The organism is Streptomyces sp. NPDC001668, assembly GCF_042893155.1.
GTDB lineage: Bacteria > Actinomycetota > Actinomycetes > Streptomycetales > Streptomycetaceae > Streptomyces.
On the sequence record NZ_JBIAUQ010000009.1, the window covers coordinates 1 to 26,721 of the forward strand.

General features: G+C 68.9%; 24 protein-coding genes. 17 read left to right on the plus strand and 7 right to left on the minus strand.

Annotated features, from left to right (window positions below):
• Positions 1–316 precede the first annotated feature (316 nt).
• Positions 317–640, plus strand: coding sequence for an FG-GAP repeat domain-containing protein (locus ACFYZ8_RS26030; protein WP_388539867.1), 324 nt, complete (start codon positions 317–319; stop codon positions 638–640).
• Between the two features lie 303 nt (positions 641–943).
• Complete coding sequence (locus ACFYZ8_RS26035; RefSeq protein ID WP_388539865.1) at positions 944–1,453, plus strand: hypothetical protein; 510 nt, start codon at positions 944–946, stop codon at positions 1,451–1,453.
• Between the two features lie 154 nt (positions 1,454–1,607).
• Here ACFYZ8_RS26035 and ACFYZ8_RS26040 read toward each other — a convergent pair whose 3' ends face one another.
• Positions 1,608–2,357: a transposase family protein gene (locus ACFYZ8_RS26040; RefSeq protein ID WP_388539862.1), complete on the minus strand. Its 750-nt coding sequence runs from the start codon at positions 2,355–2,357 to the stop codon at positions 1,608–1,610.
• Positions 2,358–3,176: 819 nt separating this feature from the next.
• The gene (locus ACFYZ8_RS26045) at positions 3,177–4,196 is read right to left on the minus strand and encodes a ScbA/BarX family gamma-butyrolactone biosynthesis protein (protein ID WP_388539859.1); all 1,020 of its coding nucleotides are present in this window, start codon (positions 4,194–4,196) and stop codon (positions 3,177–3,179) included.
• A gap of 92 nt (positions 4,197–4,288) precedes the next feature.
• Here ACFYZ8_RS26045 and ACFYZ8_RS26050 point away from each other — a divergent pair, with 92 nt between their 5' ends.
• The 4 genes from ACFYZ8_RS26050 to ACFYZ8_RS26065 all read left to right on the plus strand — a co-directional run bounded on the left by ACFYZ8_RS26050 (position 4,289) and on the right by ACFYZ8_RS26065 (position 7,638).
• Positions 4,289–4,912, plus strand: a complete 624-nt coding sequence (locus ACFYZ8_RS26050) for a ScbR family autoregulator-binding transcription factor (RefSeq protein ID WP_388539856.1) — start codon at positions 4,289–4,291, stop codon at positions 4,910–4,912.
• On the plus strand, positions 4,909–5,778 hold the full coding sequence (locus ACFYZ8_RS26055; RefSeq protein ID WP_388539854.1) for an NAD(P)H-binding protein: 870 nt from the start codon (positions 4,909–4,911) through the stop codon (positions 5,776–5,778). Before ACFYZ8_RS26050 ends, ACFYZ8_RS26055 begins: the two co-directional genes overlap by 4 nt.
• Positions 5,779–5,972: 194 nt before the next feature.
• The gene (locus ACFYZ8_RS26060) at positions 5,973–6,740 is read left to right on the plus strand and encodes an SDR family NAD(P)-dependent oxidoreductase (RefSeq protein WP_388539851.1); all 768 of its coding nucleotides are present in this window, start codon (positions 5,973–5,975) and stop codon (positions 6,738–6,740) included.
• A gap of 316 nt (positions 6,741–7,056) precedes the next feature.
• Complete coding sequence (locus ACFYZ8_RS26065) at positions 7,057–7,638, plus strand: TetR family transcriptional regulator (RefSeq protein WP_388539848.1); 582 nt, start codon at positions 7,057–7,059, stop codon at positions 7,636–7,638.
• 114 nt (positions 7,639–7,752) lie between these two features.
• Here ACFYZ8_RS26065 and ACFYZ8_RS26070 read toward each other — a convergent pair whose 3' ends face one another.
• Positions 7,753–8,907, minus strand: coding sequence for a transposase (locus ACFYZ8_RS26070; RefSeq protein ID WP_388539846.1), 1,155 nt, complete (start codon positions 8,905–8,907; stop codon positions 7,753–7,755).
• A gap of 911 nt (positions 8,908–9,818) precedes the next feature.
• Between ACFYZ8_RS26070 and ACFYZ8_RS26075 the strand changes: the two genes are divergently transcribed.
• The 9 genes from ACFYZ8_RS26075 to ACFYZ8_RS26115 all read left to right on the plus strand — a co-directional run bounded on the left by ACFYZ8_RS26075 (position 9,819) and on the right by ACFYZ8_RS26115 (position 19,689).
• Positions 9,819–10,898, plus strand: coding sequence for a ParB/RepB/Spo0J family partition protein (locus ACFYZ8_RS26075; protein ID WP_388539845.1), 1,080 nt, complete (start codon positions 9,819–9,821; stop codon positions 10,896–10,898).
• 297 nt (positions 10,899–11,195) lie between these two features.
• On the plus strand, positions 11,196–12,191 hold the full coding sequence (locus tag ACFYZ8_RS26080; protein WP_388539843.1) for an NAD(P)/FAD-dependent oxidoreductase: 996 nt from the start codon (positions 11,196–11,198) through the stop codon (positions 12,189–12,191).
• The gene (locus ACFYZ8_RS26085; protein ID WP_388539840.1) at positions 12,188–12,487 is read left to right on the plus strand and encodes a 2Fe-2S iron-sulfur cluster-binding protein; all 300 of its coding nucleotides are present in this window, start codon (positions 12,188–12,190) and stop codon (positions 12,485–12,487) included. Before ACFYZ8_RS26080 ends, ACFYZ8_RS26085 begins: the two co-directional genes overlap by 4 nt.
• Positions 12,488–12,540: 53 nt before the next feature.
• The gene (locus tag ACFYZ8_RS26090) at positions 12,541–13,293 is read left to right on the plus strand and encodes a hypothetical protein (RefSeq protein WP_109284699.1); all 753 of its coding nucleotides are present in this window, start codon (positions 12,541–12,543) and stop codon (positions 13,291–13,293) included.
• A 66-nt stretch (positions 13,294–13,359) separates the two neighbouring features.
• Complete coding sequence (locus ACFYZ8_RS26095; RefSeq protein ID WP_388539837.1) at positions 13,360–14,796, plus strand: acetyl-CoA carboxylase biotin carboxylase subunit family protein; 1,437 nt, start codon at positions 13,360–13,362, stop codon at positions 14,794–14,796.
• Positions 14,793–16,115 (plus strand): acetyl-CoA carboxylase biotin carboxylase subunit family protein, encoded by a 1,323-nt coding sequence (locus tag ACFYZ8_RS26100; RefSeq protein ID WP_389050113.1) that lies wholly within the window; start codon positions 14,793–14,795, stop codon positions 16,113–16,115. The genes ACFYZ8_RS26095 and ACFYZ8_RS26100 overlap by 4 nt, the downstream gene beginning before the upstream one ends.
• Complete coding sequence (locus ACFYZ8_RS26105; protein ID WP_388539832.1) at positions 16,115–17,377, plus strand: acetyl-CoA carboxylase biotin carboxylase subunit family protein; 1,263 nt, start codon at positions 16,115–16,117, stop codon at positions 17,375–17,377. The genes ACFYZ8_RS26100 and ACFYZ8_RS26105 overlap by 1 nt, the downstream gene beginning before the upstream one ends.
• A 70-nt stretch (positions 17,378–17,447) precedes the next feature.
• Positions 17,448–19,133 carry a DUF885 domain-containing protein gene (locus ACFYZ8_RS26110; RefSeq protein ID WP_388539829.1) on the plus strand — a complete coding sequence of 562 codons (1,686 nt, stop codon included), beginning with the start codon at positions 17,448–17,450 and terminating at the stop codon, positions 19,131–19,133.
• A 37-nt stretch (positions 19,134–19,170) separates the two neighbouring features.
• Positions 19,171–19,689 carry a hypothetical protein gene (locus ACFYZ8_RS26115; RefSeq protein ID WP_388539826.1) on the plus strand — a complete coding sequence of 173 codons (519 nt, stop codon included), beginning with the start codon at positions 19,171–19,173 and terminating at the stop codon, positions 19,687–19,689.
• A gap of 20 nt (positions 19,690–19,709) precedes the next feature.
• Here the strand turns inward: ACFYZ8_RS26115 and ACFYZ8_RS26120 are convergent, their stop codons facing one another.
• Positions 19,710–20,183 carry a winged helix-turn-helix transcriptional regulator gene (locus ACFYZ8_RS26120; RefSeq protein ID WP_388539823.1) on the minus strand — a complete coding sequence of 158 codons (474 nt, stop codon included), beginning with the start codon at positions 20,181–20,183 and terminating at the stop codon, positions 19,710–19,712.
• An 87-nt stretch (positions 20,184–20,270) separates the two neighbouring features.
• Here ACFYZ8_RS26120 and ACFYZ8_RS26125 point away from each other — a divergent pair, with 87 nt between their 5' ends.
• Together ACFYZ8_RS26125 and ACFYZ8_RS26130 are read left to right on the plus strand one after the other, a co-directional pair.
• Complete coding sequence (locus tag ACFYZ8_RS26125; RefSeq protein ID WP_388539820.1) at positions 20,271–21,539, plus strand: MFS transporter; 1,269 nt, start codon at positions 20,271–20,273, stop codon at positions 21,537–21,539.
• 79 nt (positions 21,540–21,618) lie between these two features.
• Complete coding sequence (locus ACFYZ8_RS26130; protein WP_388539817.1) at positions 21,619–22,929, plus strand: aminotransferase class V-fold PLP-dependent enzyme; 1,311 nt, start codon at positions 21,619–21,621, stop codon at positions 22,927–22,929.
• A gap of 231 nt (positions 22,930–23,160) precedes the next feature.
• Here the strand turns inward: ACFYZ8_RS26130 and ACFYZ8_RS26135 are convergent, their stop codons facing one another.
• From ACFYZ8_RS26135 to ACFYZ8_RS26145, 3 genes are all read right to left on the minus strand, one after another.
• Positions 23,161–24,402: an IS701 family transposase gene (locus ACFYZ8_RS26135; protein ID WP_388539894.1), complete on the minus strand. Its 1,242-nt coding sequence runs from the start codon at positions 24,400–24,402 to the stop codon at positions 23,161–23,163.
• Positions 24,403–24,693: 291 nt separating this feature from the next.
• On the minus strand, positions 24,694–26,157 hold the full coding sequence (locus ACFYZ8_RS26140; protein ID WP_388539815.1) for a M14 family zinc carboxypeptidase: 1,464 nt from the start codon (positions 26,155–26,157) through the stop codon (positions 24,694–24,696).
• Positions 26,157–26,537 carry a hypothetical protein gene (locus tag ACFYZ8_RS26145; RefSeq protein WP_388539813.1) on the minus strand — a complete coding sequence of 127 codons (381 nt, stop codon included), beginning with the start codon at positions 26,535–26,537 and terminating at the stop codon, positions 26,157–26,159. Before ACFYZ8_RS26145 ends, ACFYZ8_RS26140 begins: the two co-directional genes overlap by 1 nt.
• Positions 26,538–26,721 lie beyond the last annotated feature (184 nt).

The window sequence follows — 26,721 nt, forward strand, 5'->3', positions numbered from 1 at the left end:
GAACCGGTGCAACGACGTCCTCGTGCACCTCAGCAGCGGGGCGCTGCGCGCCTACAAGCCGGGATGCGGGGCCGCGCTGAAGCCGTCGACGCCGTACACCTCGCTGGGCACGTCCGGCTGGGAACCAGTACGACGTGCTGACCGCGCCCGGTGACGTCACCAAGGAAAGCCGCCCGGACCTGATCCTTCGGAACTCCTCCACCGGACCGTTTGTCTCTACAAGGGCGCCAGCATCGGCACGTTGTCGGCCCGGGTGAAGCTCTACGACAATTGGAAGACGTACAAGAAGATCGTCGGGCGGGGGACCTGAACGGTGATGGCATCGGCGACCTGCTGGCGCAGGACACGGCGAACAACCCGGTACTACGGCAACGGCACCTTCGGCGCCCGCACGAAGGTCTTCTCCAACCGGGGCAGCTCCTACAACGTGATCGTCGGCGCCGGCGACATCACCGGCGACGGGAAGGCTGACCTGGTCTCGCGGGACAGCGCGGGCAACGTCTGGCGGAACAACGGCGACGGCGAGGGATCGTTCGGGGCGCGCACGCGCATCGCCACCGGCTGGCAGGGCTACAAGGGTCTCTTTAAGGATCGTCTTCGAAAACGGATCTTTCCCAGAACAGGAATGACGCGAGGTTGACCGCCGCTTCGTAGGAAGTGGCGGTTTTCTCGTATCTGGTGGCGATGCCGCAGAAGCCCCAGGATGTGCGCGCCGTCCTGAAAGGGTTGGACCGCGACGCGCCCGCGACGTGTTCTGGCGGCTGCGCCTCACCCAGCCGCAGATCACCCGGGTCTGGGCCGACCGCGGCCATGCCGGCGACCGTCGAGGTCGGCCATCCCACTTCAGTACATGAGAATCATTCGCCAAGACGTGCAACCGTATGACCATCACATATGTCTCATACTGTGACCACCAGTCCCCGACGTCTCATAAGGGGGCGTCATGCACACCCGCCATCGCCTCATGGCCATCACCGCGAGCGCACTCCTGCTGGCCGGCACCGCCGCGTCGACATCTGCCGCCGCCACGTCCCCGGCACCGTCCACGAGTCTCGTGGTCAACGCCAGGATCGCCGGTCACTGCTCCTTCGACCGGGTCGTCATCGATGTGAAGGGCAAACTGCCGCCGACCACCGTCACGCGTGTCAAGGAACTCCGCTACGACAGCTCGGGGAAGAAAGTCCCGCTGGCCGGGAAACACTTCCTGGAGATCAAGCTCTCACCAGCCGCAGCCCACAACAACGCGGGCAGGAACGTCTACAAAGGCCCGCGCCTGATCAAGCTGAATCTGCCGAAGCTCAAGGGCTTCGCACTGACCGGCGACTTCGAGGGCGTCGTCACCTTCGGGGCCGCGTTCAACAGCAAGCCCTCCTACACGACGAAGCAGCCGCACCACCCCGAGCGCTTCGTCCTCGACATCGCCCACCACAACACCTGCCATTCCTTGCACTGAGGTGCATTGACGGATGCTCGGGCCGCGCACCGCCTCACACAAGGGCGGCACCAGGTGTATCTCGTCAGCGGCCGAGAGCCACCCGGAAACCCTCAGCGCGCCAACATGGTGCCTTCGCCAATGTCCACGACGATGACGTCGTCAATGAGCTTCTTCAGCGTTGCAGCTCCAGGGTGAGGACGGCCTTGGCGATTGACGTGATGCGGTTGGGGCTGCAGCGGGACCTGCGGAAGATCCGCCAGGACTTCAGGTGGGCGACTCCACGTTCGACGGGGGCTCGTGTAACGGCCAGGGCACGGTTGCGGGTCTTCTCGGTAGGGGTCAGTTCCTTCAGGGGCCTGCGTTTGATGCCCGTGGTCAGCCACGGACCGGCGCCCTGGTAGGCGAGATCGGCCACGATCGGAACGCCCTGGCGCTCGCAGATCCGGATGATCCGGTGAGTGCGGGCAGCGGTCAGATCGTGGGTGCGGCCCGGCAGGGCGGGCGAGAGCCACAGCAGCTGGCCGCCAGGGTCGGTGACGACCTGCACGTTCACGCCGTGGCGCCGGTGTTTGTGGGAGTAGTCGGCCCGGCCGTCGCCGACCCGGTCGCATTCGGCGAGGGTGCCGTCGAGCAGGACGAAGTCGGGATCGTGGTCGCGCAGCGTCTTCAGTAGACCCGGTGCACGGGCGGTGAGAAGGTCGACGACCGCGCTGGTGTAGGCATGCGCGGTGGACTCGCTGATCCCGAACCCGGCGGCGATCTTCGCGAGAGTGGTGTGTTCGCGCAGGTACACCAGTGCCACCATCGCGCGCTGGGACGGACGGAGCTTGCAGCGCCGGTCGCCCTCACGGGTGATGATCATCATGGTGACCCACTCCACGAGTGCATGCGGTAAGTCGAGTGCGGCAGGATGGATGACCAACGAGGCCCCCGAGCAGCGTGACTGAGACGTCAGACATCTCGATCAACAGCCCGGGGGCTTCGCTCGTTGCGCTTCACGGACCGTCACCTCACCCGATCGGTAGCCACATCGAAGAAGCTCAATGAAGGGGTTCTCGAACTCGTCGTCGGTGAGTTCACCGGCCAGCCAGAGTTCCTCGATCGCAACCCAGTCGCCCCGGGTGCCGTCGATGCGCAGAGGCGCGGCGTCGGCGGTGCCTGGGTGAAGTGCAGGGTGCCGGTGGTGGCGATGGCCGGGAAGGCGAGGCTGCCGGTGGGCCCATCGTCCCCGCCGACCCCATCCCCCGTTACATCAAGCGCGGCCAGTACGAGATCAGCGGCCGTCCTGCACCACAGCGACACCGCCATGGCCCTCACCCTGACCACTCTCACCGTCACCTACAACGCCGTCATCACCATCCGGCGCACCTGGCAAAAGGCCACGGCCCGCGCAGCACAGCGCCGCCCAGGCCCGCCAAGCCGCCTGACCCGTTCGAGCCGGCAGACACAGTCCCTCCGGCGCCCCCCTCCAGTGCTCCGACCTGGTCGGAGCACTGTTGCCTCTCGTCACCGGCCTCCGTGATCCGACCATCGGCCTGCCGCGCAGATCCTCACCGCGGAACTTATGGACACCAGAGGAGCGTAGAGCCGGGCTGAGCGGCAGGGAAGGGCTCGAGGTGGACTCCCTGCCGCCAACTCCCCGTCTCCACACTCGTTTTGCAACCAGGTCTCGATTACTGGCGCCTCGTCAACCGAGCAGGTCGGCGCGGAGTGCCGAGGTGGCCGACCCAAGCACCAGTGGTCAGCCGAGGCGCTCGCTCACAGCTGCGAAACAGCCGTCGGGTATGACGTGGTCATCGACGGTCCCAAGCCGTGACGGCATCGGGGACGGCAGTTCCAGGGTCCGGGCCGGGTCGGTGTCGAGGGTGACCTCGCCGCTCAGACGGGTCCTGCCGTCCTGTTCTATGACGGCTTTCAGCGCGTTGCGGCGCAGGGGTGCGACGCAGACCCAGGCGGGGACGTCCAGTTCCACCCAGCCCAGGAAGGTGACGGACATCCCTGTCACCGTGGTGCCCGTGGCCGGGGAGACCACGTGAGCGGCCTGACGGAGCGCTTCCAGGAGAAGCATGCCCGGGGCGTGGTCGACGGGGTGGTCGAACAGCACCGGGTGATCCTGGTCGACGCGCAACTGCCAGCGATCCGCGTCCGCTTCGGCCAGGACCACGTTCTCGCGCAGGATGTGCCCGACCGCGGCCGGCGGCAGGGCGGGCGGAAGCGGCAGGGCCCGGCGGTCCCCACCTCCGAGGTCGTACTGGCCGCGCAATCTGCGATAGACGGCCGGGGAGTGGCTGGTGAACCGGGTGCTGGCGACTCCTATGTGGCGGCCGTTCAGGCGGACAGCCGCGTGCATGGTCATCGAGACCAGACACTCTTTCCTCATGCGGACGTCGGAGCAGGTGATCTCCAGGACGACGTCGGCAGCCCCGGACTGCGGGATGAGCATCGCCTGGGGCTCGACCTCGAAACTGAAGTCGTTCCAGACCAGATGGCTGCCGAAGGGGACGCCGTAGGCGACATGCGACAGAAGCGGGAAGGTCTGGCGCACGGTCTCGACGAATAGCAACGGGTCGAAGTGTCGGTCGCGAGAACGGTAGAGGGCGTGGAAGTGGGGCCAACGGGCCCAGACGGTGTGCCGGTTGGCGCCGTGCGTGGTCCAGTCGGTGAGGAGCACCTCGGCGGCCGCGTGCTTGTGGACGAGCTCTTGAGGAACCTTCTCGATGGACGGTGATCCGTTGCTTGTGGAGCCGTGTAAGTGGGACACGCCGACGCTTTCCCCCTGTATCGATGGCCTGCTCGACAGCGATGCGGTAAACATAAATTACGCTATCTATGTCTGTCGAGGAGTGATCGCCAGTGCCGACTGCCAAGGCGGAGCAAGCCGTCCGTACCCGCCAGAAAGTCCTGCTGGCGGCGGCCGAGGTCTTCGACGAGGCGGGTTACGAGAAGGCATCCGTGACCCAGATCGTGGAACGGGCGGGGCTCACCCTCGGCGCTCTCTACTTCCACTTCGGCTCCAAGCAAGGCCTGGCCGAAGCCCTGATGAACGCCCAGCCGGCGACCATAGAACCCCGCCTCACCTCAACGGGGTTGCAGCGCCTGGTAGACATCACCCTGGTGTGGGCGGACCGCATCAAACGCGATCCGGTCCTGCGCGCAGGGGTCCGGCTCGCCACCGAACAGGGCAGCCACGGCATGAACGACGCCACCTCCTTCGAGGAATGGCGCAAGCTGATGTGCAGTCACCTGGACGTTGCCCGGTCCAGCGGCGAACTCCGCGACGGAGTCGACACCGACCGTCTGGCCCGCTTCGTCGTCGGCGCCTGCACCGGCATGCAGATCTACTCGAATCTCGCGGCCAAGCGCGCCGACCTCATGGAACGCGTCTGCGACATGTGGGACTTCCTGCTGCCCAGCATCGCCTCGGAAACGGTGCTGCACGACATCCTCGTCGGCTCCACGCGCGTCCCCGTCGAGTGACCGCGACAACGGCCGCATCGCGGCACATCGTCCTGACCGGGGCTACCGGGCAGATCGCTTCGTTGATGGTGAGGCACCTGGCACCGCACCACCGCCTCACCCTGACCAGCCGCACGCCCCAGCACACCGGACAGCACCCCGGGATCCGGCACGTCACCTGCGACTACGGCGATCTGGAGAGCGTCATCAACGCCTTTCGCGGCGCCGACGCCCTGTTCGTCGTCACGAACGACCCCACCCGCCCCGAACACGACCGCACCATCGTGCGCGCGGCTGCCGAGGTGTCGGTGGGACACATCGTCAAACTCTCCGCGGCGGCCGTGCGCGACAGCGCGGCGCACGATCTGATCACCGAGTGGCAGCGCGCCAACGAGGACCGGATCAAGTCGAGCGGCATCCCGTGGACCATGATCCAGCCGCGGTCGTTCATGTCGCACGCCCTGGCGTGGGCGTCGAGCATCCGCAGCAGCGGTACCACCTACGCGTTGCACCCTCACAGCCGCAATGTGTGCATCGCGCCGGAAGACGTCGCGGAGGTGTCGGCGCGCGTCCTGGGCGACGCCCGGCACCATTCTCAGTCGTACGAGGTCACCGGTCCCGAGCCACTGTCGGCCCACGAACAGACGGCCCTGCTGGCCGAGTTACTCGGACGCCCCCTCACCTGCCGGGAGCTCTCGCGTGAGCAGGCCCACGCCACCTATGCGCGCAGGTACTCACCGGTGATGGCCGACGCTCTCATAGCGAGCGCCGAGCGGCAGCTGGCCGGAGCCAAGGCAGGCACCACGGACACGGTGGGGCGGCTGATCGGAAGGCCCGCGACCACCTTCGCTCAGTGGGCGACCGGCCACCGGGACCGTTTCGAGTGAGAGCGGCGGCTGCCGGGCCATTGACAGCCATGTCCGGCGAACCGCGGTGTGGCCGGAAGGGCGTGGTCCCGTCGCGGACGGGCCGGAAACCACCAGTGAGCGGCTTGCCCACCCCATCTCCTCCAAGTCAAGATCATCTCCAAGCCCGTTGTGCCGACCGAAGGCGCGCTGCGGCGTCCACGTTAAGGAGTTCCATGCCCTCACAGGGTCTGTTGCACGGCAAGACGGTCCTCATCACCGGAGCAAGCAGCGGCATCGGTGCGGCGGCGGCGGAACTCTTCGCTCAGGAGGGGGCCCGCGTCGTCCTGGCCGCCCGCCGTGAGGACCGGCTGCGGAAGCTGGTGGCCGGGATCGGCGCGGCGGGTGGGCAAGCCACTGCCGTGGTGGCGGACGTGACCCGCGCAGGTGACATGCGCGCGGCCGTGGAGACAGCACTGCGGGCCTACGGCCGGCTCGACGCGGCCTTCAACAACGCGGGGTGGACATCCACCGGTACGCCGATGCACCTGATGGACGACGCGGAGTACGACCGCATCATGGACGTCAACGCCCGAGGCGTGTGGAATGCGATGCGGGCACAGATAGCCGTGATGCTCGAACACGGCGGCGGCTCCATCGTGAACACCTCCAGTGTCGCCGGGCTGCGCGCGACCGGCGCCGCCGCTCCCTACATCGCGGCCAAGCATGCCGTCATCGGCTTGAGCAGGGCCGCGGCCGACGAGTACGCGCACCAGCGTATCCGCGTCAACGCACTCGCCGTCGGCAGCACCCGGACCGAGCTGATGGACCAGGTCCTCTCCGACACGCCCGCGCTGTTCAAGCCGTTCACCGAGCGCGCCATGCAGCAGCGCCTGGCCGACCCTGTGGAGATCGCTCAGACGGTCGCCTGGCTGTGCTCGGACCGCTCGTCGTTCACCACGGGCGCCGTCATCGCAGCCGACGGGGGATGGACAGCCCGTTAGGGGGTGTTTCGAGAGTCCTGTGCGGTGCCCGCGGTGTCTGGTGCCTGCACTCGGCGTGCCGGGCGAAAGCCCTCGTACTGGACGTACTTGGGCTTTCGGCAGGTGCGGCGAGAGCGCGTGCCGGGCGCCGTGGGTGCCGTGCGGGACTCTCGAAACACCCCCTCGCCGCACCGTAGCGGCGGACTTGCTCGAAACGCTCCAGGTTCTCCTCGTTCTCGTGCCCGTCACCCGGACCTCGCCATAGGGTCAGACCGCCCGTCGAGCCGCCGCCGCGGGACCGCTCCGCCCGCGTCGTTGTGACCCCCGAGGCCCTTTCATGAAGAACAGAGAACGCGCCGCATGCACCCGCGCGAACCTCGTCCTGGCAGCAGCGCGCCACTTCGACCAGCACGGTTACGTCGGTACGACGCTCAACTCCGTTTGTGCGGAGGCGAACGTCACGCTTGGGGCCGTCACGTTCCACTTCCGCTCCAAGGCGGCGCTGGCGTCGGCCGTCGTGGAGGAAGGCATCGGCGAGCTGCGGCGTCTCAGCATGGCGAGCTCCGCAACCGGTCGGCCCCTTCGTGACCTGTCCTCCCTCACCCTCCGGGTGGCCGCGGCGCTGCAGACCGCCGTACTCGCCCGGGCCGCCGTGCGGCTGGTCGAGGAGGGACACGTGAACTCCAGCTGGCCCGGCGCCTTCCGTACGGAGGTCTTGGGGCTGCTGGAGGAGGCTTCCCGCAGCCGGGACCTGGCCGTCGACGTCCGGCCGGCCACCGCGGCAGCTCTCGTCATGTACCTGCTGGAAGGAGTGGCGGCGCAGTCCCGAAGGGCCGCAGCCGAGAGAGGCTCGACGCTTGCCGACTTTGCGGAGATCTGGCGCGCCGTGCTCGGCGGTCTGGCACCGCCCATGCCCTGAGCACGTCGTGCTGACACAGCCTGCGATCACTTGACGTGTACGGCCGGACGGCTATGAAGCGTTCCTTCCGAGAGGGTCACTTGGGCCTGGGAGGCTGCTCAGTTTTTGGCGGCTTCACCACGTAGAGCCAGTCGGGGCCGTCGTGTCCGGTGTCGCGCGTGTGGAGAGGCGACCGTGGAGGCGGGAGTAGGCGAACGCTGCGGACACGAGTGTGGTGTGGTGATGCCAACCCGGGAACGACCGTCCCTCGAAGTCCCGTAGTCCGAAGTCCTCGTGGAGGGTGTCGACCACGTTCGCCGCCAAACCCGGCTGCCGCATCAGCGATCGCAGGTCGAGCAGCGGACGGTCGACCAGGTTCGTCAGCCAGATGTGTGCCGCGTCGTTCCGCCGGTGCCGGACGAGCAACCGCAACCGTACGCGTCCACTCGACGGCCGAGGCAGGAACACCGGGAGAGCGAGCTGCCGTTCCTCGGCGGCCATGCTGCCTCGCTGCGCGAGGAGTTGACGTATGGTGAGCGACGCCGTGCCGGCCGACAACGACGGCGCGTGCACGACGCGCACCGTGTCGGGGACTTTCACTACGAAGGGCCGTTCGCTCCGCGCAAGGTGATCGAGGAAGGCTTCGCGGCTCGGTAGCCAGGACAGGTCGGCCGTGACCGGAGCACATCGGCCGGAGGGCGGCGAGGGGGTTCGTCGCAGGAGGTCCGCGGCCTGGGACCACAGCGGACCGCCGACCTCGTCCGGCACCCGCGCCTTCGACCGCTGTGCTCGCGCCCACTTCTCGGGGACGTACAGGTTCCAGTCGACGGGCAGCGGGCCATGCTCGCCCGTGGCCAGCACCACCAGACCGAGCTGGCAGTTCACCAGCCGGCCCAGCGCCGGGTCGAACCTGCGGTGAACCCCGGCGGAGTGCTCGCCGCGCTTGGGTATCAAGGTGGGTGCCAGTGTCCAGGCTGTCACCGCTTCGCCGGTCGGTGCCACCTCACGCAGAAGGTTCCGGCGCGCCGCCGTCCAGTCCCAGGGGCTGGCGTTCACGAACTGGTGCAGAGCCTGCGCGGCCGTCGGTGAGTCGCTGACGGACTCCGCCAGTCGCCGCAGCGACTTCTTGCCGGGTGTCCGCAGCAGTGCCCTGACGTACAGCTCCGCCCACCTGCGCTGGTCCGCCCGGGGCAGATGACCGAAGAGGGCTGCGGCGAACGAGCGGAGACAAGGGCCATAGGCGCCCTCGGTGAAGGTTCTCGGTGCCGCCGCCTCGTGCAGCAGTGCCATCGGGACTTCCCTCCCACACGACGTTCCGCTGTCCCCGATTCGTGTGTGCGGCCCCGCCGACCGCGACGGGGGATTCAGCGTCGGCGGGGCCGCGCCAAGCATAAATAGCGCTATTTATGTTTGGCTAGGGGGCCGTGCACGACATGGCCACGTTCGTGTGTGCGGATCGCTCGAAGCGCGGCGCACATCAACGGCCCGCACGGGTACGGCGGAAGTCGTCGCCTCGCCATCCGGCACGGGGATTCGACCGGGTCGGCCTGGCCCTTGGAGTCGCGCTGGCACCTGTCCCGCTCGGTCTGTTGCGGGGTGCGTTCTGGTTCGGCGCGGTGGGGCGGTTCGCGGGGCGGACTTGGTCAAGTGGCGCCGCGATCACTTCGCCACTCACATAAATAGTGCTCTTTATGCTTGACTCGGCCTCGCCGTCGGTTGATCCCCCGCAGTCGACGGCGAAGCCGCCGCGTATCGAACGGGGACAGCGGTACGTCGCATGGGAGGAAGTCCCGATGGCACTGCTGCACGAGCCGACACCGGGAGTATCCGCCGAGCCGATCTTCGGCTGTGCGGCGGGGGCAGCCGGCGCGGGGCGAAGCCGTACAGGGCGCTGGTTCCCTCCCGTCGGCAGTGCGGAGAGTGACGGGCGGGTCGTGTCCGGCCCACCCCTCCTGGCTGGCTCCCGGGTGGGACCTCCGCTGCGGCGGACCGCGCCGTCAGACCGCCGGCAGAACCGCGTCCGCGCCGCCTACGGCGATGTCCTGCCCCGTCATGACGGTCTTCGCCGTCGCCGCGAGACCCGCTCCGCTCTCTTTCACCGCACGGCACCCGTGTGCCGGGCATCGCGCTCACCGGAGCCGACGACATTTCTCGGCGCCTGCAGCCCCACATGCAGAAAACCGACAGAAAGCAGATCTTCGGTGTCTTCGTATCTCTTACACAACCCGCCCCTTACGCGCCTGCCGGACCGGTCACGGGCGACGACTCAGGAGTCCGCCGCGACGACGCCGGCGGAGGGCGCCGACGTTCACCTGCTGCCCGTCGCCTCGCTGGTGGACGCCGACTCGCCGCGCCTGGGGGGGCTGAGCCAGGACCACGTCGACGTTCTCGCGCAGGGCGACATCGAGCCGATACTGGTGCATCGGGACACCCGGCGCGTGGTTGACGGGATGCATCGTCTCCAGGCCGCCCGGCTGCGCGGCGAGGAGACGATCCCGGTCCGGTATCTGGAAGGGCCGGCCAGTGAGGTGTTCATCTACTCCGTGGCGGCCAACGTCAGCCACGGTCTGCCACTGACCCTCAAGGATAGAAAGGCCGCGGCCCGGCGGATCCTGACCGAGCACCCGGATCTGTCGGACCGGGCGATCGCGCGCATCACCCGGCTGTCCCCCAAGACCGTGGGCGCCGTGCGCCGTGCTTCAAGTGAGGAACTTCCACAGTTGAAGGTCCGGGTCGGGGCGGACGGCCGTTCTCGTCCGCTGGACGCGGCGCAACGCCGGGAGGCCGCCCGCGCGTTCCTCGCCGAGCACCCCACCGCCACGCTCCAGGAGACGGCCACCGCGGCGGGGGTGTCGATCAGCACGGCGTGCGAGATCCGGCAGCGGATGCGGCACGGCGAGCAGGAGTCCAGGGCGCCGGACCGGAACACCGCCCGCGCAGCACAGGAGCGGTCCCTCGCGGGCGCCGCGGGCGATCCGGCGAGCAGCCGGAGCGCGGGAAGCGGCCGGGCCCGGCCCATCGAGACCCTGGCGAAGGACCCGTCCCTCAAATTAACCCAGTCCGGGCGCGCGTTGCTGCGCTGGCTTCACGAACGGGCGCCCGATCTGGAAGCGGGACGGCAGCTGCTGGCCTCGGTGCCACCCCACTGCGCTGTCGTCGTCGCAGACCTGGCCAACCACTACGCCCAGCAGTGGCAGCGGTTCGCCAGCGCTCTGGACCAGGCAGTCGGTGACGCGGACGAACACGAGAGCGCGGCGCAGCCGGGACGCTCGGGGCGGTGAACGGGCCGCCCCGTCCGGCTCAACCCGAAAGGCCTTGTGCCATCCGGCTTCTGAATAGCAGCGGCGGAGTTTCGAATCCCCTTCTTGACCGCGGATCAGAAGCCGTCCAATGATGGGACGCAGTTCGGCGGCAGCAGTGCCGGATATCGGCAGGAAAGCCGAACGACGAGAAGACGAGTCACGTCACGTCATTCAGATGGCCAGCCCTCGGAATGGGGCAGCAGAGTTATTCGACCGAACGCTAGAAAACACCTGGAGTTCAGGATGGACCACGCGGGGGTTCGAGTGGAGAGGACCGTGGCCGACGCGGAGGCGAGCGCGGACGTGGCTGTGGTCGGCGCGGGGCCGGCGGGTCTGTACACCGCCTGCTGCGCGGGCTTCCGAGGGCTTTCCAGCGTGCTGGTCGACGCGCTGCCCGAGCCGGGCGGACAGGTCGCGGCCCTGTACCCGGAGAAGAGGATCTACGACGTCGCTGGCCATCCCGCCGTGCGGGGCCGGGAACTCATCGACGGCCTGATCGCTCAGGTGGAGCCGTTCCGTCCGCGTTTCCTGCTCGGCCGGACGGCGACCTCCCTGGTGCCGGAGCAGGGCAGGGGCTGGGCGATACGCCTGGAGGACGGCGGGCTGGTGCGTGCCGGAGCCGTCGTGATCGCGGCGGGACTCGGCCGTTCGGTCCCACGCTCCCTGCCCTGCCTGAGGCCCTATCAGGGGCGAGGCGTGACCCACCACGTGCGCCATCTCGACGAGCACCGGGACCGTGACGTAGTGATCGTGGGCGGCGGCGACAGCGCGGTCGACTGGGCCCTCGCCCTCGCCCCGATCGCGCGGTCCGTCACGGTCGTCCACCGGCGCTCGGCCTTCCGCGCCCACGAGCACAGCGTCAAGCAGATGTACGCGTCCGGTGTTCGCGTGCTGACCGACGCGCAGGTGATGGCCTGTCAAGGAAGCGAACTCCTCGAAGAAGTGTGGGTCCGGGCCGAGGAGCAGGAATGGAAAATACCCGCGCAGGTTCTCGTGGGAGCACTGGGATTCATCACGAACCTCGGTCCGATCGCCGATTGGGGACTCCGGATGAGTAATCGCCTTATTCTGGTCGACGGAGCGATGCAGACGAATACGCCGGGGGTGTACGCGGTCGGTGACATCTGCCATTACGAGGGCCGTGTCCCGCTCATATCGGTGGCCTTCGGCGAGGCGGCGACCGCGGCGAACCACGCGGCGGTCGAACTGCGCCCCGGGTCGCGCCTCGCGCCGGAGCACTCCACCGACCTCGACGCCACTCCCCTGTCATGAACCTGAAGAAGTTGACCGTCCTTCCGGCAGGAACCGAAATCCTGCTGCCTGCGGGATCCCCCCTCACCGAAGTCGAGTACGAGACGCCGCAGCGGCCCATCCCCTTCGGATGCCGCTCCGGATCGTGCGGCGCGTGCGTCATCGAGGTGATCGAGGGCCTTGGCTCCCTCGGCGAACCCGATCACGACGAACTCGACTTCCTGGAAGACCTCGGCCGCACCGGCGGCACCCACCGCCTTGCCTGCCAGTGCCGGCTGCGGGGCGACGCGACCGTTCGCGTCGCCGACGACATCTGAAGCCGCTCGTACCAAGAATCCGAGTGTCCATGCGTCCAACCGAAAGGTGAACCATGCCCAACCGTGTGACCAACGTCGGCTACGGGAACCGTACCCCCTTCCTCAGCAGCACCGCCTCGGCGGAGCTGCGCGCCGAGATCGACGCGCAGCTCGACCAGCAGGTCCTCGAGTGGTACGCCAACGTCCCCGAGGCCGCCCACCTCGAGGGCAGGAACGTCGACTCCGAGTACTACAAGCGGAACCTGATCGAAACCGCCTGGCGCATCCGGATGCTGCGCGTCTCCGAGGCCAAGGCACTGGTGGAGATCGCCAAGATCAGCCCCGAGGCGGCGCAGGTCTGGGCCAACTACGAGCAGGAGGAGATGCTCCACGACGAACTGTTCATCGCCGACCTGGAGAAGGCGGGCGTGTCCCGCGAGCAGTTCCTGGCCACCGAGCCCTACCTGTCGACCAAGCTGCTCACTGGCTACTTCTCCTACCTCCTGGACCACGAGGGCCCGCTCGGCGTGGTGGCGTACTCCTACCTCGTCGAGTACGTGAACGTGAAGCTGGAGCCCAGGAAGCTGGAGGCGCTGAAGAAGTCGGTCGGCGAGTCCAACATCGGCGGCCAGATCAACCACTCGCACACCGACATCAACGACGACCACCCCGGCGAGGTGTGGGCGGCCGTCCGGCACCTGCTGCGCAGCCAGGACGACATCGACGCGTTCAAGCGCTACCTCCGCGAGCACCAGCAGATCCTGGCGCAGTACTTCGAGGAGCTCTACCTGGACACCATCGCCAGGGCCGAGAAGCAGCCGGCCTGAGATCCGTCCCCAGCGGGGGCGCGGCGTGTCCGCGCCGCGCCCCCGCCTGCCGGTAAGGAGGCCGGAATGAGCACCGAAAACGCCACAGGAGTGCTGCTGCTCAGCCATGTCGGGTTCTCGTTCATGGAGGACCTCCTCGGCACGGTCACGGCGCGGGGGCTGAAGGGCTATGTGCTCAGCTCGTTGCCGGAACCGCAGCACCAGGCATCCCGGCCGGCGGCGCTGGCCGACCTCGCCGACGACGTGCGGGTGAGCACCGGGCACGTCCTGACGGCCCGCGACGTCGAGGACTACCTCGACCGGCTCCAGGCGGCGGGTGCGGCGGTGCAGTGCTGCCTCACCGTCTGGGAGGGCTACCGGCATCTGATGGCGCTGGCCAACGCCCGTCTGGGGGTGCCGGACCTGGACGAGAAGCAGGTCGCGGAACTGCGGGACAAGCTGACGCTGCGAAATCGGCTCGCCGACGCCGGACTCAGCCGCGCCCGGGCGGGCGCCCTCACTCCCCAGACGCTCGCCGAACGCCAACGCGAGGGCGGCCGCTACTTCGTGAAGCCGGTCAGCGGCATCGCCTCCTTCGGAACGTTTCCCCTCACGGCCGGCACGACCTGGACCGACGTGGAACGCATCGCCGCCGAGGCCCGGTCCGACACGGTCTACTCCAGCGCCTTCGCCGTCCAGCCCGGCTCCGCCAGCCCCGTGGATCCGGGCCCGCACACGCACCCGGCCGCAGAGGAGGACGTGGGTGCAGAAGCCGGCCCGGCTCACGGACGTGCCGGCGGGATGGAGTTCCTGGTCGAGGACTACGTGCTGGGGCGCGAGTTCAGCTTCGAGGTGATCGTCGTCGACGCCGAGCCCCATGTCGTGGCGGTGCACGAGAAGTGCCAGGTCACGGAGACGGCGGGGACCGTGCTGGAGAATGCCTGTGTCAGCCCGCCCACGAGTCTGTCGCAGGAGGAGATCGCCGCCGGGATCCGCTGGGTAACGAGCGTGCTGGACGTCCTCGACCTCCACTGGGGCTGTTTCCATATCGAAGCCCGGCACGCCGCGTCCGACTGGGATCTGATCGAGGTCAACCCGCGGGTGGGCGGCAGCCTGATCTCGCCCAGCGTGGCGGCGCTGACCGGCGGCCCCGGCCTGCTCGACCTCTGGCTGGACTCCCTGCTCGCCGCCGGCCGCCCGGCCGACTTCGGCGAGACGCTGAAAAACCTGTCGTTCACGGCGGACGGAACGGCGCCGGGCCGCAACGCGACGTTCTTCCGGGTCTTCTTCGCCGACCCCGGAACCATCCGCGCGGTGGAGCTGAACGACGATCTCCCCCTGCAGCCGGTCATGTCGCAGATCCTGCTCGAGCCCGGCGACGTCGTGCACTCGTCCTCGCGCGAAGTGTTCCTCGGCCAGGTGCTCTGGCGCATGGACCGAGCCGACCGCGACGCGGTCCTCCCTCGGCTGCTGCCCGCCTCCGAGCACGCCATCGAGATCGTGTACGAAAAGGAGCGCGGATGACCAGGCCGATCCTCCTCATCGTCGACTACAACCTCAGCCGCGTCGACGAGGTCCGCCACCTGCGCGACCACGCGCGCGAACACCACGGCGCGACGGTGATCCTCATCCGCGCCGACCCCACGGAGGCCGACCGCTCCATCGCCGACGAGGTGATCGACCTCGATCCGCTGCGCGACGACTTCGCCGAGATGGGCGAGAAGCTGCTCGGCGACCGGCGTGAGCGGATCAAGGCGGGCATCGTCTTCTCCGACAACGCCGTACGCAGCGGGGCCGAACTGCTGGAACGGCTGGGGATCCCGGTCGATTCCTCGCGGCAGGCCCAGGGCGCGTTCTCCAAGTACCGCTACCGCCTCGGCGAGGCGCGCGTGGCCGACCTGCTGGAGACGCAACGGATCATGGTGCCCGCGTTCGCCGAGATCGCCTCACTCGACCAGTTGAAGCGATTCGCCCGCGAGCATCCCCGGGGCTTCGTCGTCAAGCCCGCGGCGGAGGGCAACAACCGGGGCGTCGTCGTGGTGCGGCCGGGCGACGACCTCACGGCGGTGTTCGTCGAGGTCCTTCCGTATCTGGAAGGCGGGGTGATCTGCGAGGAGTTCATTCCGTACCGGAGGGAGTACTCCTTCGACGGACTGGGTTCGCTGGCATTCCTCACCGAGAAGATCAGCGCGTCCGGCCGGTACCCCGTCGAGATCGCCCAGGTCCTGCCCGCCCGGGTGGCCGCCCACGAGCGCGCGACGCTGGAACGGGCGGGACGGCAGGCGAATTTGCTCGTCGGGCAGTGTGACGGGCCCTTCCACAACGAGATCAAGCTGAGCGACGACGGGCTGCGCGCCGCGGTGGTGGAGCCCAACCGGCGCCCGGGCGGAATGAAGATCTGGTCACTGGCCCGCTGGGTCTACGGCATCGACCTGCACCACCTCTGGGTCGACACGGCCTTCGGCACGGCCGCCGGCGCGCCGGAACTCGTGCCCGAGTGCTCGGCGGCGACGGTGCTGCTCGGCGTCGCCACCGACCGCTCGTTCTCCCCGGACGACGTCATGTCCGGCACGGACCCGTTCGCGGACGCCGTCCAGGTGACCGCGGAACGCCTCGGCCTGGCCGAGGGGGAACTGGCCGCCGCGGAGTTCTCCTGGCTGTCGAGCGAGCGCCGCGACCTGCATGCCGTCGCCCGCGACAACGCGGACTTCGCGGCACAGGGCTGCGTCGTCCTGCGTGGCGGGCGCGGCGACATCCGCACTGTCGTCCATGCACTGCGCGAGGCCTGGTCGGACGCCCTGGACCGAGCCCTCCGCTCCCCCGCTTCCCTCAGGAAGGCCTGATGAAGATCCTCATTCTGCACCGCGTGCCCTACTTCAAGATCGAATACCACCGGGGCATCTCCCACGACCGGCACGAGGTCACCTACTTCGGGACCGACCAAGCGCTGGCCACCCTGCCGCCGCACCTGCGCTGCGAGCGGGTGAGCCGTCCGGGTCTGCGCTCGGCTTTCGAGGAGGCGCGGGACTGGCTGGCACACCGGCCCCGCGACTTCGACCGGATCATCTCGGTATCGGAGTACGAGCTGCTCGATGCCGCCCTGCTGCGCGAGTACCTGGGCGTGCCGGGCGCGCCGGCCGACCAGGTGGCCTTGGCCCGGGACAAGGTCCTGATGAAGCAGGCAGTCGAGGACGCGGGTCTGCGCGTGCCCCGCTTCCTCGCGTTGCCACGCTTCCTCGACCTGGACGGCCGGATCCCCTGGCACGGCAGGACCGTACTGAAGCCGCATCGCGGCGCGTCGAGCGAGGACGTCCTCGTCTTCGACACACCCCGGCAGGCCGCCGCGGCCATCACCGAGGGCCGCACCGGTATATCCCGGCTCGACACCGGGAGGGACCTGGCGGACTTCGAGGTGGAGGAGTTCGTCTCCGGGCCGATCAGGCACTTCGACGGACTGGTGCAGGGCGGGCAGGTCCTGGTCCTCAGTGTGAGTGAATACGTCGGCACCTGCCTGGAGTACGCCCAGGGCAGGCCGCTGGGGTCGTTCCAGCTCGCGCTGTCCGAGGAGGAGCGCGTCTGGGTGTCCCGCGCCCTGGCGGCGGTGCGTGTCGAGGACGGCAGTTTCCATCTGGAGGCGATCGCGCACCGGGGAGAGCTGGTCTTCCTGGAGGTCGGCAACCGGGTGGGGGGCGCCGACGTGGTGGCGACCGTCGAGCTGGCCACCGGTGTGCACCTGCCCTCGTACGAACTGCGCGCTCTGCTGGGCGAGCGGGTCGCCAGGACGCTCCCGCATTCGCCTGCCGACCGGCGCCTGTACGGCTGGTTCGTCTGCCCCGGCCACCACCTGGCCGGACGGGAGTTCAAGGGGCTCGAGGGGACGGCGGCGTTCCGCGACGACCCGTCGGTGGTCGCCTGGAACGAACTGCCGCCGGGCTCACCCCTGCCCGGCCACATCACCTACCAGGCTGGCGAGACGGTACTCGCCGGGATCGTCGCGAGCGGCACCCCCGAGGGCGGTCGGCGCTGGATCACCGACCTGTTCGCCTCGCTCTCGGTCCGCACGGGCCCGGCCGTTCGCACGCCGTCGGAGCAGGTGCCGGCATGAGGACTGAGCACACGCCGAGCGTGCCAGCCGTCACCGGCGCCGAGCCGCTGTCACCGGTCCGGTTCCGCTCATGACGGCGCTCAACGATCTCGCGGATCAGTATGTGGACGAGCTGGCAGCACTGGACCCCTGCCTCGCCGCGGCGATGGGCATCGCCGGTCAGGAGACCCGGCTGACCGACTTCGGCCCCGAGGCGGTGCAGGAGCGGGCGACGTCGGCGCGTCGCATGCTGAAGGCGGTCGACGACACGCCGGTGGCCGGGGATGCGGAGCGCGTCGCGGTGGCGGTGCTGCGCGAACGGCTCGCCACGCAGGTGGCGCTGGCCGACACCGGTGCCTACGGCACGCTGCTGGACACCCTCGACGGGCCCATCCAGCGCGTGCGGCTGGCGGTGGGTCTGCTGGATCAGGGCCGCGACACCGCGTGGGAGGTGTTGCTGGCGCGGCTGTCGGCCGTCCCGGAGGCGCTGGCGGGACTGCGGGAGAGCCTGGAGGCGGCGCGGCGTGGCGGCCGGGTCGCACCGTATCGTCAGGTGATCCGTAACGCCCAGGAGTGCCGTGACATGCGGCAGTACCTGGCCGGATTGCCCGCCGGGCATGGCGACGGTGGGCTGCGGGACGCGCTGGAGCAGGCCGCGGCGGCCGCGAACCGCTCGCTGACACGGATGGCGGCGTATCTGTCGCGGGAGCTCGCGGCGCAGGCGCCGACGCTGGACGCGGTGGGCGAGGAGCGCTACCACCTCGGCGTGCGGGAGTTCCTCGGAACCCGGCTGGACCTGCGGGAGACCTACGCCTGGGGCTGGGAGGAACTCGGCCGGATACAGCGGGACATGACGGTGACGGCGGCGCAGATCGCGCCCGGCGAACCGGTGCCGGCCGTGCTGGCGGCCCTGGACAGCGACCCCCGCCATCAGATGACGGACAGGGCGCAGTTTCGCGACTGGCTCCAGGAACTCGCCAACGCCACCATCGCCGACCTCGACGGGACTCACTTCGCCATCCCCGAGCCTCTGCGACGGATCGACTGCCGCATCGGCCCCTCCGACGGGCCCGCCTTCTATCTGGCGCCCAGCGAGGACCTGTCGCGTCCCGGCACGGTCTGGTGGACCCGGCCCGAGCCGGGCACGCCGATCCGGACGTGGACCGTGCCGAGCACCATGTTCCACGAGGGCGTCCCGGGCCACCACCTGCAGCTGGGCGTGACGACGCTCAATACCTCAGGACTCAACCGGTTCCAGCGGCTGTCGTGCGAACTGCACCCCGGACACGTCGAGGGGTGGGGCCTGTACGCCGAGCGGCTGATGGACGAACTCGGATACCTCTCCAATCCGGCCCACCGGCTGGGGATGCTGGCCACGGGGCAACTGCTGCGCGCCACACGGGTCGTCCTGGACATCGGGCTGCACCTGCGGCTGCCCATCCCCGCGGGCACCAGGTTCCACGACGGAGAGCGCTGGACGCCGGAGCTGGGCCGGGCGTTCCTGACGGAGCACTGCGGGCTCAGCCCAGCGAGGTTCGTCGAGTTCGAGATCGACCGGTATCTGGGCCGCCCCGGACAGGCCCTCGCCTACAAGCTGGGAGAGAAGGTGTGGCTGGAGGCACGGGAGGCCGCCCGGCGTCGCGACGGCGCCGCCTTCGACCTCAAGCGGTTCCACCATCACGCGCTGAGCCTCGGGCCGATGGGCCTGGACCTGCTGCGCGCAGAACTGACGGGCCCATCCGCGCCCGCTGACCAGGCGGGGACAGGACGAACATGAGCGGAGCGCACCCCATGGTGAGAAAGCGAGCGATCGGATGATCACGGCCGTAGGACATGCCGACCTGACCTCGACCACACGGGATCTGGTGCGGGCCGCATTACGCGAGCGCATGGAGGCCCTGCCGCCCGACGCGACGGCGCTGGTACGCGCCGGCGCCGGACTGCCGCTGCTGTTCGGGCGGGTGGTGCACGAGCTGGGGCAGCGCCTGGTGGTCCTGCTCCCGGAACGCGGCGATGCCTTCGCCGGCGCTCCCTTCCCCGACCAGCAGGCGCACCGGGAGTTGCTGGCCCTGGCCGAGCAGATCCGGATGATTCCCTTCGACCCGCGGGACCGGGACGCCTGTGTGAGCGCGGACGAACGGCTGGTCAGCGGCTGCTGCCATCTGCTGGCCGTCTGGGACGGTTCACCGTCCAGCGGGCAGGACGCCACCGCCCACATGGTCGCCTACGCCCGTGCCCGCGGTATCGCCGTCGAGGTCGTCTGGCCTGCGGGGGCCGCCCGTGAACCGGCCGGACGCGGCGCGTCGCTGTGCGTGCCCGAGCACAGCCGCTGACCGTCTCGTGGGCCGTCACCTCACCGGCGCCGTTCGCCGCCGACCTTCTGCACGTGAGTGGTGTCGGCGTCGATGACGGCACCGTCGGCGCCGGTCGGCTGGACCTCCGGCACACGGGCGCCGTGCTGGTCGACCAGTGTGGAGTGCGGCTCGCCAGGTTCGAAGGCGTGGCGTTCTCCCCACTGGCGCAGGGTGAGCAGGACGGGGAAGAGATCGCGGCCGGCGCTGGTGAGGACGTACTGCAGACGGCGGCCCGAGGGCGCGGTCTGCTGGGCCAGGACTCCGTGAGCGGTCAGCTTGCGCAGGCGGTCGGTGAGGATGTTGCGGGCGATGCCGGTCCGTCGCTGGAAGTCGGTGAAGGACCGTGCCCCGTCCATCGCGTCCCGGACGACCAGGAGGCTCCACCGGTCACCGACGAGATCGAGCGTACGGGCCACCGGACAGTCGGGGTCGGTCCAGGCAGGGCTCGGAGTGCCCGTGGAGGGGCTCGGCATGACACCTCCCAATTGAGTTGCGGATTGAAACCATCATGCCCTACGGTCAAATTAGTTTCACTTTGCTACTCATTCCTTAGGAGTGCGATGGACGTCTGGCGACGCTTACTCCTCGCGACCGTGTGCGGTGTCGCGGTGGCGAGCATCTACGCCGCGCAAACAGTGCTGCCGCCCATGGGAGACAGCCTCGGGGTGTCGGCACAGCACGCCGGGTGGATCGTTGCGACCGGCCAGTTCGGCTACCTGGCCGGACTGGTGCTGCTGGTGCCGCTCGGCGACGTGGTCGCCAACAGGCGCCGGCTCATCGCGGTTCACATGGCCATCACCGCTGCGGGCCTGTTCCTGACGGCTGCGGCTTCGGCCGCGTGGACGGCCTTCGCCGGGCTCGCGCTGGCCGGAATGTTCGCGGTCGTGGTGCAGACCACGGTGGCCTACGCCGCGTCGGTCTCACCGCCCGCCGAACGCGGACGCAACATCGGCGTCGTGACGTCCGGCGTAGTGGTGGGCATCCTGGGCGCGCGGTTCGTCACCGGCGTGCTGGCGCAGGCGTGGGGCTGGCGCAGCATGTACGCCGTGCTCGGTGTGCTCGCGCTCGCCCTCGCCGCCCTCGTCCTGCGCGCGCTGCCGCCCGAAGACAGCTCTCGCCGGCCCGCCGGCTACCGACAGGCCGTCGTCGCATTCGGCGGGCTGTTCGGGCAGCGTCTCTTCCTGACCCGCGGTCTCATCGCGTTCTTCCTGTTCGCGTCATTCGGCACCCTGTGGAGTGGCCTGTCCCTGCCGCTGGCGAACGCACCGTGGCATCTGAGCGAAAGCCAGATCGGCATGTTCGGCATCGCCGGACTTGCCGGCGCACTGGGCGCAGCACGCGCGGGACGGTGGGCGGACGCGGGACGGGCGACCCCGATCAGCGGCCTCGCGCTGACTCTGCTCACCGTCTCCTGGGCCGCCACCGCGCAGTTGACCTGGTCCCTGTGGCTGCTCGTCATCGGCATCGTGGTGCTCGACTTCGCGGTCCAGGTCGTGCACGTGAGCAATCAGCACCTGCTCACCACCGCGCATCCGGACCGCACCAGCAGCGTCATCGGCGGCTACATGGTCTTCTACTCCCTCGGCTCCGCCCTCGGCGCAGCCGCCACCACCTCCGTCTTCAGCTCCCACGGCTGGGGCACCTCCAGTCTCCTCGGGGCCGGATTCGCGACCTGCGCGCTGATCGTCTGGGCAACCGACGCACGCCGGCGCTCCGCGACGTCGGCGGTCGGTTCCGAGGCGGCGCAGGCGCACCGTGGCGAGCGGGAGGAGCAGGCGAGCGAGCGGGAGCAGGTCAGCCCGGTGACGGACCGCTCCAGGGTTTCCTGAAACCGCCCGGCTCGACCCCGTCCGCAACCGGCAAGCCCGACGGAACCCACCCAGCCCCTCTCACTCACGAGGAGTGATCATGTCCCTTACCAACCCGGCAAGCCTGGCTGACTCCCACCTCGCACAGTTATCGCAGGCCACACAGCGGACCACACCCCAGCCCTTCGATCCGGGCGACTGGAAATCCGTCCGCGCACAGTTCCTTCTGTCACCAGACCTCGTGCACCTGTCCAACTTCTACCTCGCCTCGAACCCGACGCCTGTCCGTGACGCCATCACGAACTATCGGCGCGCGTTCGACGAGAACCCACACAGCTTCCTCGACGACAACATGTTCGCCCGGGAAGAGGACATGCTGTGGCGCTCCGTCTGCGCCGAGGCGGCCGAGTACGTCGGCGGACAGGCCAGCGAGATCGCTCTGACCAGCAGCACCACCATGGGACTTGCGCTGACCTACAACGGCCTGCGGCTGAAGCCGGGCCAAGAGGTCCTGACCACCACGCATGAGTTCTATCCGCACCACGAGGCGATCCGCCTGGCCGCCGACAAGTGGGGCGCGACCATGCGCTCGATCTCCCTCTACGATTCGTCGTTCGACTTCTCCCCCGACGAGGCCATTGCGCGGCTGCGCGCCGCCGTACGACCCAACACCCGGGTGTTCGGCGTGGCCTGGGTGCATTCCAACACCGGCGTGCGCCTGCCGATGTCCAGGATCGCCGACGCCATCGCCGACCTCAACCGAGACCGCGACGAAGACGACCGCATCCTGCTGGTGGTGGACGGCGTCCACGGATTCGGCGTCGCGGACGAGGACGTCGCACAGATGGGCTGCGACTTCTTCTCCGCCGGCACGCACAAGTGGATCCTGGGACCGCGCGGGACGGGAATCATGTGGGCGAAGGCGGAGAACTGGGCGCTCCTCCAACCGACGATTCCCAGCCTCATGAGCAAGGAGACCTCGGCCGCGTGGCGACAGGACCGCCGGCCGGCCGGCCCCACGGAAGCCTCGTGGGTCAGTCCGGGAGGATTCTTCTCCTACGAACACCAGTGGGCCGCCGCCGAGGCGTTCCGCTTCGTCCGACAGATCGGACGCAAGCGGATCCAAGACCGGATCGCAGAGCTGAACAGCCAGATCAAGGAAGGCCTGGCCGCCATGGACCACGTGACGCTCCACACGCCGCTCGACCCGGAACTGTCCGCCGGAATCGTCACGTTCGATGTGGAGGGCCACGCGCCGCAGGAGGTCGCCCAGATCCTCCGCGAGAACCGGATCATCGCCAACAGCACGCCGTACGGGGTTCCGCACGTACGTCTGTCGGCGGGGATCGTCAACTTCCCCGAAGAGATCGACTTGACCCTGAACGTCATCCGGTCGCTGAAGGCCTCCTGATCCCGCGCCTGAGAACCGGAGAAGAACGTGACGAGAGCGTCTCGCCCCCCGTCACACCACTCCGCCGCTACGTCGCCCCGGTCCGGTGAACCACACTGGCGCCGGAGCGGCGTAGCGACTGACGGCGCCCTCAGCCCTAGTACTCCAGCAGCGGTTCGTTTCCTGAGCTGCGTTTTCGATAGTGGCATCGGCGGGCGATGGCTTGGCGGCGTCTTCTCCAGGCCGACCACTTCAGTGTGTGGGCGACGGCGTTGCGGTCGGCTCGTGGGTGGGGTAGGAGAGCGTCCAGGAGTTGCCGTATCTCTGCCACGGTGAGCGGGACGAGGGCTGATCCGTTTCTGCGGCCCCCTTTGCCGCCTCACCGGCCTGGGCTGCGAGTGCTGTCAGAAAGGCGTGGGCGAGCATCGCCAGGCTGATGTGCCGGTACCAGCCGACGTAGCGGCGGACCTCGTACTGGTCCAGGCCGCATTCGTTCTTCGCAGCCTGGAAGCACTCTTCGATCGCCCAGCGCGAGCCGGCGATGCGGACCAGGTCGGCCAACTCGATGCCGATGGGTGCGTAGGCGAGGTAGTAGGCAAGCTCGCCGGGGTCGGACAGGCTGCGGCGGGCCATTACCCAGCGGTGATGAGTGGGCGGATCGGGGTCGAAGATCAGGTTGGCGGGCAGCTTGCCCGCGGCCCAGTCGTAGACGCGCGGGCCCTTGGCGCCTTCGCCGCAGGACAGCCGCTGCCAGGCATCGGCAGGGGCATCCTCGATGAGCTGGTCGATGCGCCAGATCCCGGCCAGCGACTTGATCTGCTGGGACTTGGGAACCGCGACCACATAGCCGACGTCGAGTTGTTCGAGCAGGCGGCGGAAGTGCCAGTCTTGTCCGTAGGCCTCGTCCGCGGTTACCCAGGTGGCGGGCAGGCCGGCGGCAATGCAACGACGGACGATGTCCCGGGCCAGTTCACCCTTGGTGGCAAAGCCTCGTTCATCCGGGATTTTCGCCGCCCGACAACGGTCACGGTCGGAGGTCCAGGCCTTCGGGAGGTAGAGCTCCCGGTCGACCAGGGCCCGGCCCGAGCTGGTGGCGTAGGCGGCGAACACCCCGATCTGACAGTTGTCGATTTTTCCCGAGGTGCCGGTGTACTGCCGGCCCACCCCGGCCGACGTGGTGCCCTTCTTGATGAACCCGGTGTCGTCGATGATCAGTACCCCGTCCGGGCCGAGACGCTCACCAACGTAAGCACGGACTCCGTCACGCAGGGCGTCCGCGTCCCAGACGCTGCTGTTCAACAGCCGCTGGAAGCCGTCCGGAGTGCGGTGGCCTGCCCATTCCGCGAGTTGCCAGCCGTTCTTGCGTGCCGCTTGGCCCAGCAGACCGCGAACATAGTCCCGCATCCGCCACCGCAGATCCGCCCGACCGAACCGGCCCGCCACCCGCTCGAACACCGACTCCAACTCCGCAGCCCAGCAACTGACTTCAGTCATCCCCTCCATGCCAGGACAACGACAACCGCGAGCTCAGGACACGAACCGCTGCTGGAGTACTAGCCCTTGCCGGGCACGGCATTACGGCCCGGTACGTCGGCCGGTGCCCCGGCGGACATACCGGGCTCCTTGTCTCGCGTGCGTCGTACCTCCAGCCTGGAGGCCCGACCGCCCAGCGCCCATGTGGCAACCGTCGGGACCACCCCCGACGAGTGGCTGCGAACTGGGCCACGCTGCCTACCGGTCACCGTCCGAGCCCCGTCGCGTCTCCGCGGCCATCCCGGCTCGCATCTACTGCGGCAGCGGGCCACGCGCCGTCAGTTGTTGCAGCACCTTGGCCGTCGACACCCCTCTCGCCTGTTCCAGAGCCGCGCCGACGGCTGTCAGACCGGTGCGCGCCTGAGCGTTCTCGGCTCCGAGCCGCTCGGTGAGTTCGGTCAGCAGGGCGCGCCCCAGGTCGGCGTCCTCGTCGCTGATGACGGTCTGCTCGTCCTCGAACAGCTTCCCCGCGCGTTCGATCAGCGTGGCGGCCCGGTCTGCCAGGCCCTCGTCGGCGAACAGCAGGGAGGCGACGGGCAGTTCGAGGCGTTCGACGAGGGTGATCCAGTCGCGGCCGGCCTCGGTGTTCGCGAGCACGTCGTCACGGACCCGGCGCAGCGTGTCCACCTCGGTCTGGCGGTTGAGTTGTCGCAGGCCGATCAGGTCGAAGGCGCAGATGCTCTCCTGGGCGAGGGCCAGCATGCCCGCTTTGGCATCGAGCTTGATAGGCGTGGGGTCCGGCGGGTGGAAGGAGTCCTCGACGCTGCCGACCCGCGGGCCCGTCTCCATGGTGAAGCCGTATGTCTTGCCGAGCGCGGGATCCGCGATGTGGCGGCTGTAGGCGTAGTCGCTCTGGGTGCCGGTGGTGGCGTACAGCGCCCGGCCTGTCTGCGGCGTGTAGGCGCTCCCGCGTACCGCGGCGATCGCGTCGACGAGCCGCTGCGCGACCGTGGTGAAGCGGAGCAGGTCCTGGGGCGTGATGTACTCCCGGTAGCCCGGGATGCCGATGGGCGCGCAGGTTCCGGTGGGCAGGCTGGTGAACCGCTGTGCCGCCGGATCGGTGGTCTGGTTCTCGGCGTGGCCCCACGGGTAGAGGACGAGCTCCGAGAACGAGTGCACGTCCGCGAACGTGTGGATGCGCTCGGTGTCCAGCAGGTGCTTGACGTTTCGGGTCTCCGGCTCGGAGAAAGCCTTGGACCCGGCGTAGATATCGGTGCAGGGGCTGCACGAGGTCTGCCCCTCCGTCACCCCCCAGAGGATGGCCGCGTTGCGGTTGAGGTCTACCCCGTCGCACGACGTCCCCGGGTTGTCACGGAGGTTCTTGCGCCACATGTTGTCGACGGTCAGCACCTTGGTGCGGCCGTCTGGGTTGGCGCAGGGTACGAGCCAGAGATCGAGGCTCTCCAGGATGAGTCTGACGTCCTCAGCCGTCCAGGTGCGGCCGCCGTACACGATGTCGGTGCCGCTCAGGTAGCTCACGACGAGGTCGACGGCGAATTCCACCAGGGCGTCCGGGTTCATCAGCTCGCGCGCGTGAGTGCCGCCCACGTACAGGACACCTCGGCGGTCTCCGTCCTCGCCGGCACGCAGCCGCAGGGCGAACACCGGGCGGCCCTCGACGGAGACCTCGGGCAGTTGGGTTCTTGTACACAGCTGCGGGAACCACGTGGCGAGCAGCGAGGTCACGGAGTCGAGTTGGGGGACCGTTCGGTACATCACACACCTCCCGAACGCTCGATGCCCTGGACGCGCTCCTCCAGCCACGCCCTCACCGAGTCGTCCTGTTCCACGAGTTCGGCCGGAAGGGGCCGCACGGGCACCGCGGCTTGCAGACGGACTTCGTAACCGTTCTCCAGCAGACGCCGGCACTCGTCCGCGGTGACGACCACCCGGACGTCGCCCTCCGGATCGGGGATCCGGTCCAGATCGAGGTCTGCGACGCCGAGGAGATCGCGGTTGGTCACACCGGGGTGGACCGTGGCATCGAAACGCACCGCGGGGTTTTCACCCCCGGCACTTCCGGCGTCCGCGGCGTCCCGGCCTGGAGGCTGCTGTCGCACTGGAGGCTGCTGCGGGCGTTCGGACGGTTCGTTCATGGCCGTCTCCTTCGGCGCGATTCCGTCTGTCTCCTGGGCTGCTGAGACAAGGGGGACTCCACAAAAAATGCCCAAACAAGACAATCCACCCCCCCACGCACCACACTGAGTCGGGGTCGGTCCACTGTCAACTTCGGCGCCACAACAGGCAGTCGCCGCCTCCGGAACGGCTGTGCGCCGTGTT

Excerpts from the sequence above, each read along its gene's own strand:
- ACFYZ8_RS26030 (WP_388539867.1), top strand. The coding sequence starts at position 317 with ATGGCATCGGCGACCTGCTGGCGCAGGACACGGCGAACAACCCGGTAC.
- ACFYZ8_RS26035 (WP_388539865.1), top strand. The coding sequence starts at position 944 with ATGCACACCCGCCATCGCCTCATGGCCATCACCGCGAGCGCACTCCTG.
- ACFYZ8_RS26060 (WP_388539851.1), top strand. The coding sequence starts at position 5,973 with ATGCCCTCACAGGGTCTGTTGCACGGCAAGACGGTCCTCATCACCGGA.
- ACFYZ8_RS26065 (WP_388539848.1), top strand. The coding sequence starts at position 7,057 with ATGAAGAACAGAGAACGCGCCGCATGCACCCGCGCGAACCTCGTCCTG.
- ACFYZ8_RS26070 (WP_388539846.1), bottom strand. The coding sequence starts at position 8,907 with ATGGCACTGCTGCACGAGGCGGCGGCACCGAGAACCTTCACCGAGGGC.
- ACFYZ8_RS26085 (WP_388539840.1), top strand. The coding sequence starts at position 12,188 with ATGAACCTGAAGAAGTTGACCGTCCTTCCGGCAGGAACCGAAATCCTG.
- ACFYZ8_RS26090 (WP_109284699.1), top strand. The coding sequence starts at position 12,541 with ATGCCCAACCGTGTGACCAACGTCGGCTACGGGAACCGTACCCCCTTC.
- ACFYZ8_RS26095 (WP_388539837.1), top strand. The coding sequence starts at position 13,360 with ATGAGCACCGAAAACGCCACAGGAGTGCTGCTGCTCAGCCATGTCGGG.
- ACFYZ8_RS26100 (WP_389050113.1), top strand. The coding sequence starts at position 14,793 with ATGACCAGGCCGATCCTCCTCATCGTCGACTACAACCTCAGCCGCGTC.
- ACFYZ8_RS26105 (WP_388539832.1), top strand. The coding sequence starts at position 16,115 with ATGAAGATCCTCATTCTGCACCGCGTGCCCTACTTCAAGATCGAATAC.
- ACFYZ8_RS26110 (WP_388539829.1), top strand. The coding sequence starts at position 17,448 with ATGACGGCGCTCAACGATCTCGCGGATCAGTATGTGGACGAGCTGGCA.
- ACFYZ8_RS26115 (WP_388539826.1), top strand. The coding sequence starts at position 19,171 with ATGATCACGGCCGTAGGACATGCCGACCTGACCTCGACCACACGGGAT.
- ACFYZ8_RS26120 (WP_388539823.1), bottom strand. The coding sequence starts at position 20,183 with ATGCCGAGCCCCTCCACGGGCACTCCGAGCCCTGCCTGGACCGACCCC.
- ACFYZ8_RS26125 (WP_388539820.1), top strand. The coding sequence starts at position 20,271 with ATGGACGTCTGGCGACGCTTACTCCTCGCGACCGTGTGCGGTGTCGCG.
- ACFYZ8_RS26130 (WP_388539817.1), top strand. The coding sequence starts at position 21,619 with ATGTCCCTTACCAACCCGGCAAGCCTGGCTGACTCCCACCTCGCACAG.
- ACFYZ8_RS26135 (WP_388539894.1), bottom strand. The coding sequence starts at position 24,402 with ATGACTGAAGTCAGTTGCTGGGCTGCGGAGTTGGAGTCGGTGTTCGAG.
- ACFYZ8_RS26140 (WP_388539815.1), bottom strand. The coding sequence starts at position 26,157 with ATGTACCGAACGGTCCCCCAACTCGACTCCGTGACCTCGCTGCTCGCC.
- ACFYZ8_RS26145 (WP_388539813.1), bottom strand. The coding sequence starts at position 26,537 with ATGAACGAACCGTCCGAACGCCCGCAGCAGCCTCCAGTGCGACAGCAG.